At 71.3% G+C, this 17,113-nt stretch carries 15 protein-coding genes and 1 tRNA gene; 5 read left to right on the top strand and 11 right to left on the bottom strand.

Translation table 11 applies throughout. From position 1 onward, the window contains the following. The first annotated feature begins 24 nt into the window (after positions 1 to 24). The 3 genes from F8R89_RS13180 to F8R89_RS13170 all read left to right on the top strand — a co-directional run bounded on the left by F8R89_RS13180 (position 25) and on the right by F8R89_RS13170 (position 3,748). Entirely contained in the window at positions 25 to 765 is a 741-nt protein-coding gene (locus tag F8R89_RS13180; protein WP_151784161.1) for a response regulator transcription factor, read from the top strand. Then, positions 762 to 2,165: a sensor histidine kinase gene (locus F8R89_RS13175; RefSeq protein WP_151784160.1), complete on the top strand. Its 1,404-nt coding sequence runs from the start codon at positions 762 to 764 to the stop codon at positions 2,163 to 2,165. The genes F8R89_RS13180 and F8R89_RS13175 overlap by 4 nt, the downstream gene beginning before the upstream one ends. A gap of 113 nt (positions 2,166 to 2,278) precedes the next feature. Continuing rightward, complete coding sequence (locus tag F8R89_RS13170; RefSeq protein ID WP_151784159.1) at positions 2,279 to 3,748, top strand: cellulose binding domain-containing protein; 1,470 nt, start codon at positions 2,279 to 2,281, stop codon at positions 3,746 to 3,748. A 247-nt stretch (positions 3,749 to 3,995) separates the two neighbouring features. Here F8R89_RS13170 and F8R89_RS13165 read toward each other — a convergent pair whose 3' ends face one another. The 4 genes from F8R89_RS13165 to F8R89_RS13150 all read right to left on the bottom strand — a co-directional run bounded on the left by F8R89_RS13165 (position 3,996) and on the right by F8R89_RS13150 (position 8,799). After that, entirely contained in the window at positions 3,996 to 5,414 is a 1,419-nt protein-coding gene (locus tag F8R89_RS13165) for a GH1 family beta-glucosidase (RefSeq protein WP_413251291.1), read from the bottom strand. Positions 5,415 to 5,549: 135 nt separating this feature from the next. Continuing rightward, positions 5,550 to 6,452: a carbohydrate ABC transporter permease gene (locus F8R89_RS13160; RefSeq protein WP_192806111.1), complete on the bottom strand. Its 903-nt coding sequence runs from the start codon at positions 6,450 to 6,452 to the stop codon at positions 5,550 to 5,552. Beyond that, positions 6,449 to 7,477 carry a carbohydrate ABC transporter permease gene (locus F8R89_RS13155; protein ID WP_151784157.1) on the bottom strand — a complete coding sequence of 343 codons (1,029 nt, stop codon included), beginning with the start codon at positions 7,475 to 7,477 and terminating at the stop codon, positions 6,449 to 6,451. Before F8R89_RS13155 ends, F8R89_RS13160 begins: the two co-directional genes overlap by 4 nt. Next, a complete protein-coding gene (locus F8R89_RS13150; RefSeq protein WP_151784156.1) occupies positions 7,474 to 8,799 on the bottom strand; it encodes an ABC transporter substrate-binding protein in 1,326 nt (441 codons plus the stop codon). Before F8R89_RS13150 ends, F8R89_RS13155 begins: the two co-directional genes overlap by 4 nt. 377 nt (positions 8,800 to 9,176) lie before the next feature. On the opposite strand from F8R89_RS13150, the gene F8R89_RS13145 reads away from it, so the two are divergent. Continuing rightward, a complete protein-coding gene (locus F8R89_RS13145) occupies positions 9,177 to 10,235 on the top strand; it encodes a LacI family DNA-binding transcriptional regulator (RefSeq protein WP_151784155.1) in 1,059 nt (352 codons plus the stop codon). An 84-nt stretch (positions 10,236 to 10,319) separates the two neighbouring features. Here the strand turns inward: F8R89_RS13145 and F8R89_RS13140 are convergent. From F8R89_RS13140 to F8R89_RS13125, 4 genes are all read right to left on the bottom strand, one after another. Next, positions 10,320 to 10,392: transfer RNA gene (locus F8R89_RS13140), tRNA-His, on the bottom strand. Between the two features lie 107 nt (positions 10,393 to 10,499). Next, positions 10,500 to 11,102, bottom strand: coding sequence for an oligoribonuclease (orn, locus tag F8R89_RS13135; RefSeq protein ID WP_151784154.1), 603 nt, complete (start codon positions 11,100 to 11,102; stop codon positions 10,500 to 10,502). 76 nt (positions 11,103 to 11,178) lie between these two features. Beyond that, positions 11,179 to 12,408, bottom strand: coding sequence for a helix-turn-helix domain-containing protein (locus F8R89_RS13130; protein ID WP_151784153.1), 1,230 nt, complete (start codon positions 12,406 to 12,408; stop codon positions 11,179 to 11,181). A 377-nt stretch (positions 12,409 to 12,785) separates the two neighbouring features. Beyond that, the gene (locus tag F8R89_RS13125; RefSeq protein WP_151784152.1) at positions 12,786 to 13,103 is read right to left on the bottom strand and encodes a hypothetical protein; all 318 of its coding nucleotides are present in this window, start codon (positions 13,101 to 13,103) and stop codon (positions 12,786 to 12,788) included. 348 nt (positions 13,104 to 13,451) lie between these two features. Here F8R89_RS13125 and F8R89_RS13120 point away from each other — a divergent pair, with 348 nt between their 5' ends. After that, positions 13,452 to 13,979, top strand: coding sequence for a universal stress protein (locus tag F8R89_RS13120; RefSeq protein ID WP_151784151.1), 528 nt, complete (start codon positions 13,452 to 13,454; stop codon positions 13,977 to 13,979). A 101-nt stretch (positions 13,980 to 14,080) separates the two neighbouring features. Here the strand turns inward: F8R89_RS13120 and glmS are convergent, their stop codons facing one another. From glmS to F8R89_RS13105, 3 genes are all read right to left on the bottom strand, one after another. Next, positions 14,081 to 15,898, bottom strand: coding sequence for a glutamine--fructose-6-phosphate transaminase (isomerizing) (glmS, locus tag F8R89_RS13115; protein ID WP_151784150.1), 1,818 nt, complete (start codon positions 15,896 to 15,898; stop codon positions 14,081 to 14,083). A 14-nt stretch (positions 15,899 to 15,912) separates the two neighbouring features. Continuing rightward, entirely contained in the window at positions 15,913 to 16,170 is a 258-nt protein-coding gene (locus F8R89_RS13110) for a hypothetical protein (RefSeq protein ID WP_151784149.1), read from the bottom strand. 85 nt (positions 16,171 to 16,255) lie between these two features. Further along, entirely contained in the window at positions 16,256 to 17,113 is an 858-nt protein-coding gene (locus F8R89_RS13105) for a DUF4429 domain-containing protein (RefSeq protein ID WP_151784148.1), read from the bottom strand.

Here is a 17,113-nt window from a genome sequence, read left to right as displayed (position 1 = left end):
CCGGCATGGCGTACGGTGCGGCGCATGGCAAGTGTGCTCGTGGTCGAGGACGACCAGTTCGTGCGCTCGGCGCTCATCCGGCACCTGACCGACGCCGCCCACACGGTGCGCAGCGTCGGCACCGCGCTGGAGGCGCTGCGCGAGGTCGCCCATTTCCGTTTCGACGTGGTCATCCTGGACCTCGGTCTGCCCGATCTCGACGGCTCCGAGGCCCTGAAGATGCTGCGCGGCATCACCGACGTCCCGGTCATCATCGCGACGGCACGGGACGACGAGGCGGAGATCGTCCGGCTGCTGAACGCCGGCGCGGACGACTATCTGACCAAGCCGTTCTCGGTCGAGCATCTGTCGGCGCGGATGGCGGCCGTGCTCCGCCGGGCCCGGGCCGCCGGGGTGGACGCGGCGCCCTCCAGCGTGTTGCGCGTCGGCGGGCTCACCGTCGACCCGCTGCGCCGCCAGGCCGAGTTGGACGGAGTGCGCCTCGACCTGACCCGGCGCGAGTTCGACCTGCTCGCCTTCCTCGCCGGGCGCCCCGGTGTCGTCGTCCCCCGCAAGGAGCTGCTCGCCGAGGTCTGGCAGCAGTCGTACGGCGACGACCAGACCATCGACGTCCATCTGTCCTGGCTGCGCCGCAAACTGGGCGAGACGGCGGCCAACCCGCGCTATCTGCACACCCTCAGGGGCGTCGGCGTGAAGCTGGAGCCGCCCGCCGTGCCGTCCTTCGGCGCGGACGGCGCGGGGAACCCGGGGGAGCAGCCGCGATGAGATGGGCCCTGGTCAAGGTCAGCCTGGCGGTCACCACGATGGTCGTGCTCGCCTTCGCCGTCCCGCTCGGACTCGTCATCCGGGAGATGGCCCGCGACCGCGCCTTCTCCAACGCCGAGCGCCAGGCCGCCGCCGTCGCCCCCGCCCTGTCCATCACCACCGACCGGGACCAGCTGGAGCGCGTTGTCGCCTCCGCCGGGTCCGACGACGGCATGGCCGTCCACATCCCGGCGTCGGGCAAGAGCGCCGCCGTCGACCTCGGCCGGCGGCGGGCCGCCGACAAGGACATCGCGACCGTGCGCCGGCTGGGCCGCGCCTCCACCACCGAGGTGACCGGCGGCTCCACCCTGCTCCAACCGGTCGCGCTGAGCACCGGCGAGATCGCCGTCGTCGAGGTGTACGTCCCCGACGCCGAGGTCACCAACGGGCTCGCCACCGCCTGGGCCGTCCTGGCCGGCGTCGGCATCGCCCTGATCGTCGGCTCGGTCGCGGTCGCCGACCGGCTGGGCGTCAGGATGGTGCGGCCCGCTCAGCGCCTGGTCGAGGGCGCGCACGAGCTGGGCGAGGGCAAGCTGGGCGCCCGCGTCCCGGAGGAGGGGCCGAACGAACTGCGGCTCGCGGCGGTCGCGTTCAACGCGATGGCCGACCAGGTCGTGCAACTCCTCGCCAACGAGCGGGAGCTGGCCGCCGACCTGTCCCACCGGCTGCGCACCCCGCTGACCGTCCTGCGGCTGAACGCGGCCTCTCTCGGGGACGGCCCGGCGGCCGACCAGACCCGGGCCGCCGTGGCCCAGCTGGAGGGCGAGGTCGACACGATCATCCGCACGGCACGCGAGGCCAAGCCGCAGACGGTCGCGGCCGGGCCGGGCGCCGGGTGCGACGCGGCCGAGGTGGTGCGCGAGCGGATGGGGTTCTGGTCGGCGCTGGCCGAGGACGAGGGCCGCAAGGTGCGGGTGGCCGGCGTGGACCGGCCGGTGCGGATACCCGTGGCCCGGGCCGACCTGGCGGCCGCGCTGGACGCCCTCCTCGGCAACGTCTTCCGGCACACCCCCGAGGGCACCGCCTTCGCGGTCGACGTGCACAACGGCGAGGACGCCGTCATCGTGCTCGTCTCCGACGCCGGGCCCGGCATCGCCGACCCCGAGGCCGCCATGGCCCGCGGGCACGGCTCGGGGAACGCCGGCTCGACCGGTCTCGGCCTGGACATCGTGCGCCGGCTCGCCGAGTCCACCGGCGGTGACGTACGGATCGGCTCGTCGGTGCTCGGCGGGACCGAAGTACGCCTGTGGATACAGCTCGACGGCCGGGCACCGGTCCGCAGGGGCCACCGGGGTGCCGTGCGGCGCCGCCGCCCCGGCCGACTGGTCTCGACCTTTAACCGCTCCCGATCCCTTCCTTAAGCGCACCCTAAGGTCCCCGGCCACCGCCCGGATCAGGACCTTTGTCCGATTCCCGCTCGCTAGCGTGCTGCCGCACCCACCCCCCACCCCCGAACAGCGAAGGCAGACACGCGATGAGCACCCACCGGCGCAGGATCAGCGGCAGGAACAAGGCGATCGGCGGTCTCGTCGCCGCGGCCGTGGTCGGCGGCGGCGCGCTCGTGGTCACCGGAACCGCCCAGGCGGCCGGCGCCGGCGCCGTCTACACGAAGACCAGCGACTGGTCGACCGGGTACACCGCGCAGTACGTCGTCACCAACGACACCGGCGAGGTGAAGAAGGACTGGACGCTGGAGTTCGACCTGCCGTCCGGCTCGAAGCTCAGCTCCCTGTGGAACGCCGAGTCCAGCGTGCGCGACGGGCATGTGACCGTGACGCCTCCGAAGTGGGACACCGACGGCCTCGCACCCGGCGAGTCGATCACGGTCGGCTTCGTGGTGAACGGCACCGCGTCGCCGAAGAGCTGTCTGATCGACGGCACGAAGTGCTCCACCGACGACACCGCGACGCCCGAGCCCAGCGGCCGCCCCACCGAGACCACGACCCCGAAGCCCACCCCCACGGCGACGGCACCCGAGCCCACCGCGACGCCCTCCGGTTCCGCGACCCCCACCGGCAAGCCGTCGCAGAGCCCGGGCACCGGCACCAAGGCCGCCGCCGGCTTCGCCCCGTTCGTCGACACCTCGCTGTACCCGGCGTTCGACCTGGCCGCGAGCGCGGCGGCGACCGGCGTGAAGGACTACAACCTGGCCTTCGTCACCGACGGCGGCGGCTGCACCCCGAAGTGGGGCGGCGTCACCGACATCGGCGCGGACGCGGTGGCCGCGCAGATAGGCGACCTGCGCGCCAAGGGCGGCGACGTGCGCGTCTCCTTCGGCGGCGCGGCCGGCAGCGAACTCGCCACGACCTGCTCCTCGGCGGACGCGCTGGCGGCGGCGTACGGCAAGGTCGTGGACGCCTACCAGCTCACCAAGGCCGACTTCGACGTCGAGGGCGGCGCGCTGCCCGACAAGGCGGCCAACACCCGCCGTGCGCAGGCGATCGCCAAGCTCCAGAAGCAGCACCCGGACCTGGACGTCTCCTTCACTCTCCCGGTCATGCCGGAGGGCCTCACCCAGCCCGGTGTCGACCTCCTCGCCGACGCGAAGCAGAACGGCGTGCGGATCGGCGCGGTCAACATCATGGCGATGGACTACGGACCGGCGTACAGCGGCGACATGGGCGACTACGCCGAGCAGGCGGCCACCGCCACCCAGGCCCAGATCAAGGGCGTGCTCGGCCTCTCCGACGACGCCGCCTGGAAGACGGTCGCGGTCACTCCGATGATCGGCGTCAACGACGTCGCCAGCGAGGTCTTCAAGGTCGACGACGCCACCCAGCTGGTGGACTTCGCCAAGTCCAAGGGCCTGGGCTGGCTGTCGATGTGGTCGGCGACCCGCGACCAGCAGTGCGCGGGCGGCCAGAAGCCGGCCGCTGACGCCACCTGCAGCTCGATCCTCCAGGACAAGTTCGCCTTCTCGAAGGCGTTCGCGGCCTACAACTGACGGTCGGCGACTGACGGCCCGCAGCTGACGGCCGACCATGGACGGCCCGCGACCGCAGGGCCTCAGCCGACGGCCTCGACCGACGTCGCCCGGCTCACGCCGGCGACACACGGCCCGCGCACGACCGAGCGGGCCGGTCCACCCACGGGGGGCGCGCCCCGGCCGGTCCACCCCCCATCCGGCCGGGGCGCGGCACGTCCCCTATATACGCGCCGCGCCCCGCCCCCCGTTCCACCGCCCGGTCGGGTCAGAAGACCTCGTCGACCTCGGGCAGCGTGCCCGTGCGGGCGGCCTTGCCGTACCAGTGGGCGCTCGACTTCGGCGTCCGCTCCAGGGTCGTGTAGTCGACGTACACCGCGCCGAAGCGCTTCTCGTAGCCGTACGCCCACTCGAAGTTGTCCAGCAGGGACCACAGGAAGTAGCCCCGGACGTCCGCGCCGTCGGCGATCGCGCGGCGGACCTCGGCGAGGTGGCCGTGCAGATAGGCGATGCGCTCCGGGTCGTGCACCCGGCCCTCGGCGTCGGGCTTGTCGTCGTAGGCGGCGCCGTTCTCCGTGATGTACAGCGGCAGGCCCGGCACCTCGCGCTCGTACCGCATGATCAGGTCGTACAGCCCGGTCGGGTCGATCGACCAGCCCATCGCCGTCCGCTCGCCGGGCGGCTGGTGGAACAGCACGTCGTCGGCGGCGGGCCACGGCGAGTGCTCGCTCGCCCCGTGCCCGTCGGCGCGCGGCCCGGTGTGGTCGGGGCCGGCCGCGGAGACCAGCGCGGGCGTGTAGTAGTTCAGGCCCAGCGCGTCGAGCGGCTGGTTGATCGTGGCGAGGTCGCCGTCCTGGACGTACGACCAGTCGGTGAGCTGCCGGGTCGCCGTGAACAGGCTCTCCGGGTAGGCGCCGTGCAGGATCGGGCCGTGGAAGATCCCGTTCGCCAGGTCGTCGATCTTGCGGGCCGCCGCCAGGTCCGCCGCGTCCTGCGTCAGCGGGCGCACGGTGGAGGAGTTCAGGCTCAGCGCGACCGTGTTGCGGGCGGGCATCACGGAGCGCAGCGCCTTGGCGCCGAGGCCGTGCGCGAGGTTCAGATGGTGGGCCGCGCGCAGCGTGGCGACCGGCTCGGTGCGGCCCGGGGCGTGCACCCCGGAGCCGTAGCCCAGGAAGGCGCTGCACCACGGCTCGTTGAGCGTGATCCACTGCTCCACCCGGTCGCCGAGCGCCTCGCCGACGATCTGCGCGTACTCGGCGAAGCGGTACGCGGTGTCGCGCTCCGGCCAGCCGCCCGCGTCCTCCAGCTCCTGCGGCAGGTCCCAGTGGTAGAGGGTGACGGCCGGCTTGATGCCCTTGGCCAGCAGCTCGTCCACCAGCCGGCGGTAGAAGTCGAGGCCCCGCTGGACGGCGGGTCCGCGCCCCGTGGGCTGCACCCGCGACCAGGAGACGGAGAAGCGGTACGCGCCCAGGCCGAGGCCGGCCATCAGCGCCACGTCGTCGCGGTAGCGGTGGTAGTGGTCGACGGCGACGTCACCGTGATCGCCGCCGGCCGTCCTGCCCGGGGTGTGGGCGAAGGTGTCCCAGATCGACGGGGTGCGTCCGTCCTCCCGGACCGCACCCTCGATCTGGTACGCCGAGGTCGCGGCACCCCAGAGGAAGGTGGAGGGGAAGGACACGGGGGACATGGGCTCAGGCATGGAAGCGCTCCCATAGGAGGTCGTGGAGACCGACGGGTACGGGTAGGGGGGAGGAGGGGGGAGGGGCCGGGGGCCGGGGCGACGGTGACGCGGCCCCCGGGTGGCCGTGCGACGGGAAGCGCGTCAGCCCTTGACCGCGCCCTGCATGATGCCGCCGACGATCTGCTTGCCGAACAGCAGGAAGGCGATCAGCAGGGGCAGCGTGCCGAGCAGGGCGCCCGCCATGATCACCGCCTGGTCCGGGACATAGCCGGTGCCCAGCGAGTTGAGCGCGACCTGCACGGTCGGGTTCTCCTGGTTCAGGGCGATGATCGGCCACAGGAAGTCGTTCCAGGCGAACACGAAGGTCAGCAGGCCGAGGACGGCCATGGCCGGGCGGGCCGCCGGGAACACCACGTGCCACACGACCCGCAGACTGCTCGCGCCGTCCACCCGCGCCGCCTCGATCAGCTCCGTCGGCAGCGCCTGGAGCAGGTACTGCCGCATGAAGAACGTGCCGAAGGCCGTGCACAGGGTCGGCAGGATGACCGTCTGGAGCTGGTTCGACCAGCCGAGGTCCGCCATCCACAGGTACAGCGGCACGACCGCCAGCTGCGGCGGGATCATCATGGTGCCGATGGTCAGCAGCAGCAGGACGCCGGAGAACCGGAAGCGGAGCTTGGCGAAGGCGAAGCCGGCCAGCGTGGAGAACAGCACCGTACTGATGGTGATCATGCTCGCCACGAAGATCGTGTTGAACATGGCCGTGCCGAGGCCGCCCTCCTCCCAGGCCCGCTCCATGTTCTTGAAGAGGTTCCCGCCGAACCACAGCGGCGGCGGCGTCTCGGCGAGGCGCTGGTTGGTGCGCGAGGCGGCGACGGCCGTCCACACCAGCGGCGCCAGCGAGACCAGCGCGAACAGGGTGAGCACGACATAGGTGAGCGGACCGGCGTGCAGCTGCTTGCCGGCACCCATCACCCGGGGCCGCTCGCGGCGGGGCTTCGCGGGCTCCTCGGCCCGGGGGGGCGTGAGTTCTGTCGCGGTCATTGGGACTTCCTCAGCCGTCGGGAGATCAGCAGCTGGATCACGGCGACGATCAGCAGGATCAGGAACATCGTCCAGGCGATCGCCGACGCCTTGCCGAGGTTGCCGATGATCCAGCCCTGGTCGTACATGTACAGACCGAGCGTCTGGTACTGGTGCTCGGAACCGCCCTTGGAACCGGAGACCCCGCCGAACAGCAGGGGCTCACCGAAGAGCTGGGTCGCGCCGATCGTGGAGACGACCACGGTGAACAGGATCGTCGGCCGCAGCTGCGGGATCGTCACATGGATGAACTGCTGCCAGCGGTTGGCGCCGTCGATCGCCGCGGACTCGTAGAGGTCGGCGGGGATGGCCTGCATCGCGGCCAGGTAGATCAGCGCGTTGTAGCCGGTCCAGCGCCAGATCACGATGGAGGACACCGCGAACTGCGAACCCCAGTCGGACTCGCGCCAGTTGACCGGGTCGATGCCGACGAAGTCCAGCAGCCAGTTGATCATGCCGCCGTCCCACGAGTACAGCAGCACGAACACCAGCGTCGCCGCCGCCACCGAGGTGGCGTACGGGGTGAGCATCACGACCCGCCACACGGTCGAGCCGCGCAGCTTGTAGTTGAGCAGATGGGCCAGGCCGATGGCCATGACCAACTGCGGCACCGTGGAGATGACACCGATGGTGAAGGTGTTCCACAGCGCGTTCCAGAAGAAGTCCGAGGACAGCAGGTTCTCGTAGTTCTTCAGACCGGCCCAGGTCTGGCCGTCGAGGTTGGCCAGCTGCACGTCGTGCAGCGAGTACCAGGCCGTGTAGAGCAGCGGGACGAGCGAGAACGCCCCGAACACGATGAAGAAGGGGGCGATGAACGCGTACGGCGACGCCTTCATGTCCCAGCGGTACAGCCGGCTGCGCCAGGAGTCGTTCCCCGGAGGCGGCGTACCGCGACCGTGAGCGCGGGGCGCCGCGCCCGGCTGATCACCGGGCGCGGCGTCGGCGCTCGACGCGGGATGCGCGAGGGCCTGCTTGGGACTGCTCACTGGCCGAGCACGTCCTTGATCTCCGCGGTGGCGGCGTCCCAGCCCTGGGCCGGGGACTTGCCCTTCTGCTCGACCTGGAGGATGCCGATGTCGGTGATCGCGGTGCCGATCGGCTGGTCCTTGGTGCCCAGGTACTGGGTCGGGATCGTCTTGGCGGAGTCCGAGAAGATCTGGGTGATCGGCGCGCCGGAGAAGTACTCCTGCGTGGCGGACGCCGGCTGCAGGCTGCCGTACGCCGACGGGGTCGACGGGAAGCTGGCCTGCTTGGCGAAGACCTTGGCCTGCTGCTCGGGGGCGGTCAGCCACTTCGCCAGGGCGACGGCCTCCTTCTGGTGCTTGCCCGCCGTCGGCACGCCGATGAACGAACCGCCCCAGTTGGCCGCGGTCGGCGCCGCCGCCACGTCCCACTTGCCCTTGCCGGCCTCACCGGACTTCTCCTGGATGTAGCCGATCATCCAGGCGGGGCAGGCCACGGTGGCGAAGGTGCCGTTCGCGTAGCCCTGGTCCCACGGCTTGTCGAACTGCTTCAGCTTGGCGGACATGTCGCTGGTCGCCACGTCCATGGCGACGTTCCAGGCCTTCTTCACACCGGCGGACTTGTCCCAGACGACGTTGCCGTCCTTGTCGTAGTACCGCTCGGTCTCGCCGCCGAGGGCCGCGTTGTAGACGGAGGACGCGGAGTCCACGAACTTGGTGCCGCTCGGCGCCTTCTTCATGTACTTCTTGCCCAGGTCGACGTACTTGCCCCAGTCGCCCTTCCACTGCTCGGCGAGCTTGGCGCGGTCCGTCTCGAGGCCGGCCTTCTCGAAGAGGTCCTTGCGGTAGCAGATCGCCATCGGGCCGATGTCGGTGCCGAGACCGATGAGCTTGCCGTCCTTGGTGGTGGCCTGGGTGTTCTTCCAGTCCAGCCACTGGGACTTGTCGACCTCCTTGCCGAGGTCGACGAACTTGTCGGCCTGGGTCTGGACGGCCTCGGTGATGTTGCCGACCTCGATCGCCTGGATGTCGTCGGTGCCGGAGCCGGCCTGGAGCCGGGTCAGGGTCTTCGGCCAGTAGACGTCGGTCCGCGTGGTGACGTTCTCCTTGATGGAGATGTCGGGGTGCGACTTCATGTACTCGTCGTAGAGGCCGGCCTGCTTGTAGCCGAAGACACCGAAGGTGCCGATGGTCAGCGTGGTCTTGCCCCCGCCGCCGTTGCCACCGCCCTCGTTCGAAGAGCCGTCGTCCGAGTCCTCGGCGCAGCCGGCGAGCAGCCCTGTCGTCAGCGCGGCTACGGCCGCGAGGGCCATCAGCCGGCGGGACCCGCGGGTACTCGTGCGCATTGCGTCCTCCTGTTGCCTGACGTGCCGACCCCCCGGCCAACTGCACTGTTGGGCCCGTTCATCTTGCTAGCTGCGGCTCGGGCGGGGAACGTGCGGGACATGTATGTGTCAGGTACTGTGGGAGCGCTCCCACAGGTGATGAGTTGAAGGTTCGTCGGTCGGGGCGGGGGTGTCAAGGGACCGGACACGCACTCGTGCGTTCAGTTATCGGCCTGTTAACAAACGTCGCGCCCCGAGTCCTCAGGGAGCCAAACCGGCCAAGTTCGGCGCCACTTGACCGAGGGGGAGAAGTCGATCACTGCCCCCGCCCACAGCTCCGTGCCGGGCGGGGCTGTTAAATTCCAGGCCGACGACACGGTCAACGGGAGGCGGAGCCCATGGCAACCCACGGAACGCGGGGCCGCAGCGGCGGCCGGCCCACCCTCGAAGAGGTGGCGGCCCGGGCCGGCGTGGGCCGTGGCACCGTCTCCCGGGTGATCAACGGCTCGCCGCGGGTCAGCGACGCCACGCGCGCCGCGGTCGAGGCCGCGGTCGCGGAGCTGGGTTACGTCCCCAACACGGCGGCCCGCGCCCTGGCGGCGAACCGTACGGACGCCATCGCGCTGGTCGTGCCCGAGCCGGAGACCCGCTTCTTCGCCGAGCCGTACTTCTCGGACATGCTGCGCGGTGTCGGCGCCGAGCTGTCCGACACCGAGATGCAGCTCCTGCTGATCTTCGCGGGCAGCGACAAGGAGCGCCGCCGGCTCGCCCAGTACCTGGCCGCGCACCGCGTCGACGGCGTCCTGCTGGTCTCCGTGCACGCCGACGACCCGCTGCCCGACATGCTGGCCCAGCTGGAGATCCCCGCGGTGATCAGCGGCCCGCGCTCCGCCGCCGAGACCCTGACCTCGGTCGACTCCGACAACTACGGCGGCGCCCGCTCGGCCGTCGAGCACCTCGTCTCGCACGGCCGGCGCCGGATCGCCCACATCACCGGCCGCCTCGACGTCTACGGCGCCCAGCGGCGTGTCGACGGCTACCGCGACGCCCTGCGGGACGCCGGGCACCCCGCCGACGAGCGTCTGATCGAGGCGGGCGACTTCACCGAGGAGGGCGGTGTCCGGGCGATGCGGGCGCTGCTCGAGCGCTGCCCCGACCTGGACGCCGTGTTCGCCGCCTCGGACGTGACGGCGGCGGGCGCCCGGCAGGTGCTGCGCGAGGCGGGCCGGCGCATCCCGGACGACGTCGCGCTCGTCGGCTACGACGACTCGGCCATCGCCCGTCATATGGATCCGCCCCTCACCAGCGTCCGTCAGCCCATCGTGGAGATGGGCCGCAAGATGATAGACCTCCTGCTCACGGAGATCGCCGACCGGAGACCCGCGGTGTCCCGGGGCCTGGCGCAGCCGACGCAGGTCGTGCTGGCCACGGAGCTGGTGACCCGCGCCTCGTCCTGAGCGCGGGGCCGGGCCGGGTCCGGCGAGGGACCCGGGAATGCGATCAGCCGGTGACCTCGGGGAGGTCACCGGCTGATCGGTGAGGGTGAGTGACGGGACTCGAACCCGCGGCATCCTGGACCACAACCAGGTGCTCTACCAGCTGAGCTACACCCACCATGACCGGCTTCGGGTATCCCCGACCGGCCGAGAAAAAGTGTACAGGGTCCGAAGGGGTGCTCGCGCACACATTCCGCGGCGCCCCCCGGCACCCCTTCCGCACCCCTACTGAGCAGGCAGGACGTGCTTCGCGGCGATCGCCTTCGCGGTGTCCGAGTCGGGGCCCGGCTGCGGTACGAAGACGGCCTCGCGGTAGTAGCGCAGCTCGGCGATCGACTCGCGGATGTCGGCGAGGGCGCGGTGGTTGCCGTTCTTCTCGGGGCTGTTGAAGTAGGCGCGCGGGTACCAGCGGCGGGCCAGCTCCTTGATCGAGGAGACGTCCACGATCCGGTAGTGGAGATAGTCCTCCAGCGTCGGCATGTCGCGCAGCAGGAAGCCGCGGTCGGTGCCGACGGAGTTGCCGCACAGCGGCGCCTTCCCCGGCTCCTTCACATGCTCGCGGACATAGGCCAGGACCTGCTCCTCGGCGTCGGCGAGCGTCGTGCCGCCGGCGAGTTCGTCGAGCAGACCGGACGCGGTGTGCATCTGACGCACCACCTCCGGCATCGTCTCCAGCGCCGAGTCCGGCGGGCGGATGACGATGTCGACCCCCTCGCCGAGGACGTTCAGCTCGGAGTCGGTGACGAGGGCGGCAACCTCGATGAGCGCGTCGTCGGACAGCGAGAGGCCGGTCATCTCGCAGTCGATCCACACCATGCGATCGTTCATGCGACCACCCTAAAGCGGGCGCTCCCGTTTGGGAGGACCGGTGCCGCCCCCGGCGTACGCCGGGGGCGGTCCGTCGTCATGCTCCGCTGCGCTGGCCGGGCAGGCTCGCCCGGCCGCCGACGTACAGCTCGCGTCCGTGGTCGGCGGACGCGGGCGACCCCACGGAGGCGGGGGTGCGCCGGGTCTGCAGCGGGACCGGTCCGCCCTCCGGGTAGGGGGCGGGCGGCGGGCCCTGCGGGGTGTGGCCGGTGCCGACCGTGGGCTCCGGCTCGGTGGGCCGCTCGCCCTGCGGGCGCCGGGCCCGGTACGCCGCCCGGTACGCGGCCGGCGACGAGCCGAGCTGGCGGCGGAAGTGCCCGCGCAGCGCGACCGGGGAGCGGAAGCCGCAGCGTCCGGCGACCTCGTCGACCGAGTAGTCGGACGTCTCCAGCAGGCGCTGCGCCTGCAGGACCCGCTGGGTGATCAGCCACTGCAGCGGGGCGCTGCCGGTCAGCGAGCGGAACCGGCGGTCGAAGGTGCGGCGGCTCATGTACGCGCGGGCCGCCAGCGTCTCGACGTCGAACTGCTCGTGCAGATGCTCCAGCGCCCAGGCGACGACCTCGGCGAGCGGGTCGGCGCCGATCTCCTCCGGTAAAGAGCGGTCCAGGTAGCGCTCCTGGCCTCCCGTCCGGCGCGGTGGGACGACCAGGCGGCGGGCGAGCGCTCCGGCCGCCTCGTTGCCGTGATCCGTCCGCACGATGTGGAGACAGAGGTCGATCCCGGCCGCCGTACCGGCCGACGTCAGCACGTCGCCGTCGTCGACGAACAGCTCCCGTGGATCGACGTGGACCGACGGATAGCGCTTGGCCAGCGTCGGTGCGTACATCCAGTGGGTCGTCGCCGGACGGCCGTCCAGCAGGCCGGCGGCCGCGAGGACGAAGGCGCCGGTGCACAGCCCGACGATGCGGGCGCCCTCCTCGTGGGCCCGGCGCAGCGCGTCGAGCGCCTCCTCCGGTGGTGGGGAGGTGATCGAACGCCAGGCCGGCACGACGACCGTGCCCGCCCGTGAGATCGCCTCCAGGCCGTGTGGCGCGGTGAGTTCCAGGCCCCCTGTGGTCCGCAGTGGGCCTTCCTCGCCGCCGCACACCAGCAGTCGGTAGCGCGGCACGCCGGCGTCCTGGCGGTCTATACCGAACACCGACAGCGGTATGGAACTCTCGAAGATGGGGCCGCCGCTGAACAGCAGCACCGCGACGATCTCCTTGCGGCGTCGCCCGGAGAGTTTCCGGGCCGCGGCTTCCGGCGCGGCAGTGGAGTCGTGGCTCATCCTGCTAAGCCCCCCTCGGTGGTCGCGGCTCCTCGGTTGTGTCGCTCCTGCACGTTTCCCCTCGGTCCTGCACGAGTCCCCCGCCGTAGACAGTCAAGATCGAATCTACTGTGTCGCGCCGTGCCGCAGTGGCCGGTTCGGCACTCGGCACATTGTCGACTTGGCAACTTGGCGTGAAGCATTCGATCACGAAGCGTTGCACTCCCGCGCCGTGCAGGGAAGTACGCCTTGTGGCAGTGGCCGATCCCCATACGGTGCCCGGGGGCCTCCGGGTCCTTTTCGCGCAGGTGGGGCGGGGGTTGGGGGGTGTGGTGGGCAGGGGATGCCCGCGCAACGGAAGTTGGCCGAAAACCAACGTATGCGTGCGCGGAAACCGGTCAGCCGCCCGGTGTAATCCGTCCCGTGTGGCGTCCACCGCGATGCGCACCGGTCCCGGTGCGATGGTGACGGCCGCGACGGCGCGGGGAGGGGCCGGCGCGCTCCATGTCCCGGGCGCGGGCCGCGCCGCGCTCCGACTGACGCAGCAGCAGGCGGCAGGCGCCGGTGACGGCCGCGAGACCGAGGGCGGTGCCGGTGGCGCCGGCGAACGAGGTGCCGTACCAGAGGAGCACGACGGGGACCAGGACACAGCTGAAGGCCGCCCAGCGGACCACCTCGGTCACGCTGTCCTCGGAGGGGGTGCGGGGTCCGGTCATGCGTGCGTGTGCTCCTGGGGTCCCTGGCGGACGGCTCGCGGTGATCAACGCGGGGACCGGCCGTCGGTCACTGGTGGATGACCGGCTTCTCGCCGGGCGGGGCGGGCACCGGCGCAAACCGCCTGTACACCGCAGCAACCATTGCGTTACGGGCGCACCCTCGTGCATGCTCCCTGGAACCCGTACGGACCGCTGCGGGTATCTGGGCTAAGGAGGAGTGCCGCCGTACCCTTGGGGTATGGGCTTGGGAAGACCATTCCCGGACACCGCTCAGCCACAGACCGCCACATCCGTCAACGAGCTCCGCTCGCGAGCCCGTCCATAAAGGATCACAACGCCGAGACAGCCATGGCCGGTCACGAATTCTTCGAACACGCGGACCGCAAGCGGCCCGTCGCCGATCCCACGGCGGCCGATCCCCTCGCGGCGGAAGAGTCACGCCACCCCTGCGATCCCGCCTTCAAGCACGGCGTCGTGGTGGGCTTCGACGGTTCCACGTCCAGTGAGCGGGCTCTCGCCTACGCCATCGGCATGGCCCATCGCTCCGGGGCGGGCCTGATCATCGTCCATGTCGCCAACCGGCTGCCCACCACGGTGTGGGCGGGCTGCGAGCCGCCGGTCTTCGTCGACGTCCCGGACCACCGCACCGAGGTCCTCGGCCTCGAACTCGCCTGCGCCGACTACCTCGCCGAGGTCCCCTGGATCCTGGTCGAGCGCGGCGGCGACATCTGCCACGAACTCGAGGAGGTCGGGGTGGAGTACGAGGCGGACGCGATCGTCGTCGGCTCCACGCACGGCATCGTCGGACGCCTCTTCGGCTCGGTCGCCGGGCGGCTCGCCAAGCGGGCCAAGCGCCCGGTCGTCGTCATTCCCTGACGCGCCCTCCTCGCCCGGACCTTCGCGCCCTTCGGCGCGCACCGAACCCCTCGCACGCCGTGGCGTCACGAGGGGTTCCGTCGTGTCAGGGGCCGGTCCGGCTACTCGACGGTGACCGACTTGGCCAGGTTGCGCGGCTTGTCGATGTCCCGGCCCAGCGCCAACGCCGTGTGGTAGGCGAGGAGTTGCAGCGGGATGCCCATGAGGATCGGGTCCAGCTCGTCCTCGTTCTTCGGGACCACGATCGTCTGGTCCGCCTTCTCCTGCGGCTGGTGCGCTACCGCGAGGATCTTGCCGCTGCGGGCCTTGATCTCCTCCATCGCGGCGCGGTTCTTCTCCAGCAGGTCGTCGTCGGGGACGATCGCGACCGTCGGCAGGGCGGGCTCGATCAGGGCCAGCGGGCCGTGCTTCAGCTCGGAGGCCGGGTAGGCCTCGGCGTGGATGTACGAGACCTCCTTGAGCTTCAGCGAGGCCTCGCGGGCGACCGGGTAGCCCCGGACACGGCCGATGAAGAGCATCGAGCGGGCGTCGGCGTACTGCTTGGCCAGCTTCTCGATCTCCGCCTCCTGCTCCATGATCTCGGCGATCTGCGCGGGCAGCTTGCGCAGACCCTCGATGATCCGCTTGCCGTCGCGCACGGAGAGGTCGCGGGTGCGGCCGAGGTGCAGGGCGAGGAGCGCGAAGGCCACCGTGGTGTTCGTGAAGCACTTCGTGGAGACCACGCAGACCTCGGGGCCGGCGTGCACGTAGACGCCGCCGTCGGCTTCGCGGGCGATCGCGGAGCCCACCACGTTCACGACGCCGAGGACCCGGGCGCCCTTGCGCTTGAGCTCCTGCACGGCCGCGAGGACGTCGTAGGTCTCACCGGACTGGGAGACGGCGACGTAGAGCGTGTCGGGGTCGACGACCGCGTTGCGGTAGCGGAACTCGGAGGCCGGCTCGGCGTCCGCGGGGATACGGGCCAGCTCCTCGATCATCTGGGCGCCGATCTGCCCCGCGTGGTACGAGGTGCCGCAGCCGAGGATCTTCACGCGGCGGATCTGGCGGGCCTCGCGGGCGTCCAGGTTGAGGCCGCCGAGGTGCACGGTGGAGAAGCGGTCGTCGATCCGGCCGCGCAGCACGCGGTCCACGGCCTCGGCCTGCTCGTGGATCTCCTTGTGCATGTAGGTGTCGTGGCCGCCCATGTCGTAGGAGGCGGCCTCCCACTCCACGGTGGTGGGCTCGGCGGTGGTGCGGGTGCCCTCGGTGGTGTACGTCCGGAAGTCGTCGGCCTTGAGGGTGGCCATCTCGCCGTCGTCCAGGGTGACGATCTGCCGCGTGTGGGCGACCAGCGCGGCGATGTCGGAGGCGACGAACATCTCCTTCTCGCCGATGCCGAGGACGACCGGGGAGCCGTTGCGGGCCACGACGATGCGGTCCGGGAAGTCGGCGTGCAGGACGGCGATGCCGTAGGTGCCCTCGATGAGGCGCACGGTCTCGCGGACCTTGTCCTCCAGCTTCTCCGCCTCGGAGCGGGCGATGAGGTGGACGAGGACCTCGGTGTCGGTCTCCGACAGGAACTCGACGCCGTCCGCCTCCAGTTTGCGGCGCAGGTCGGCGGCGTTGTCGATGATGCCGTTGTGGACGACGGCGACCTTGCCCTCGGCGTCCAGGTGCGGGTGGGCGTTCACGTCGGAGGGGGCGCCGTGGGTGGCCCAGCGGGTGTGGGCGATGCCGGTGGTGCCCTTGAAGCGCGCCGGGACCTTGGCCTCCAGGTCGCGGACCCGGCCCTTGGCCTTCACGGTCTTGAGGCCGGCGGTCTTCGGGGAGGTGACGGCGATGCCCGCCGAGTCGTACCCGCGGTACTCCAGGCGCTGCAGGCCCTCCAGGAGCAGGGGCGCGACGTCACGCTTCCCGATGTATCCGACGATTCCGCACATATGAACAGGTACCCCTAGCCGTAGACGATCCGGCGCAGCTGCCGGAGCGAGAGCTCCGGCGGTGCCACCGCCCGGTATTTCAGGTCCGCCTCGATCCGTTCGAAGATCGTCGCGTTCACCAGGCCCTGGGCCTGGAGCTCGCGGTGGCGGCGACGGACGAACTGCTCGGTCGTCTCGTCGAAGTAGGCGAGCACGTCCTGGATCACCCTCAGCGCCTCGCCCCGGCTCAGGGGCGTGCTGCGGGTCAGATGATCAACGAGGTCGTCGTGCACTCGCTAGATCCTGAGGTATCGGAGATCGCTTCGCAAGAATTCTGCCCGATTTCGGGCAGGCGCGCATCCGCGGCCGAGCCGTCTGCTACAAGCGCTTCAGTACGGCCTGCTTGGCGGCCGTGAACTCCTCGTCCGTCAGGACGCCCGTGCGGTGCAGGTCGCCGAGTTCGCGCAGCCGGCGCAGCAGCACGTCGTGGTCCTCGCCGTCCGCCTGGCGCGGGACGGTGTCCCGGGGCGCGGGTGCGGCCGGATGGGGGATGCGGGCCTGCACGGCCGCCGCGACCAGGGCCATCAGCGGGTCCTTCTTGAAGCCCCACAGCTCCACCGCGTGCGGGTCGTACTTCGGCGGGGTCGTCGCGGACCCGTTGCGCACGACGAAGCGGAGGTGGCCGTTCTCCAGGCCCGCGGCCGGCTGCCACTCGACCGCCCGGACGTCCGTGACCGGGATCGTGCGGGGCCCGCCCGCGGCCTTGGCCTCGTCCGTCTTCCAGTTCCACTCCAGCCGGACCCGCTCCCCGTCGAAGGCGGCCGTGCCGTCCCCGGCGGAGAAGGACAGCGGCAGCGACGGGCCCGGCAGCAGATACCGGTCGACCGGGCCGGCCGGGACCTCGTCCAGCAGCAGCGCGTTGCGGACCTCGTCGACGACGTACTCCGCGACGCCGTACCGGTCGGGCTCCACGAGCAGTTGATACGGGTCGTGGGGCTCGGTCAGCCGGCCGCCCGTGGCGATCAGCAGCGGGTCGGCGCCGTCGCGCAGCCGCAGCCTGAGCCGCCCGGCCCGCTTGCCCTGCTCGAACGAGATCCCCGCCAACGCCTGGATTGGCACGACGAGTTCGCCCAGGGTGGCGCGCAGGAGGGCGACGCCCTTGTCACGGCCGGGGATCAGCCGCAGGGCGTCGCCGTCGAAGATCCACGTGCCGTCCTTCTGGATGATTTCCGCCAT

Source organism: Streptomyces sp. SS1-1 (assembly GCF_008973465.1).
Classification (GTDB): domain Bacteria; phylum Actinomycetota; class Actinomycetes; order Streptomycetales; family Streptomycetaceae; genus Streptomyces.
This window is presented reverse-complemented; position numbering and strand designations above follow the sequence as displayed.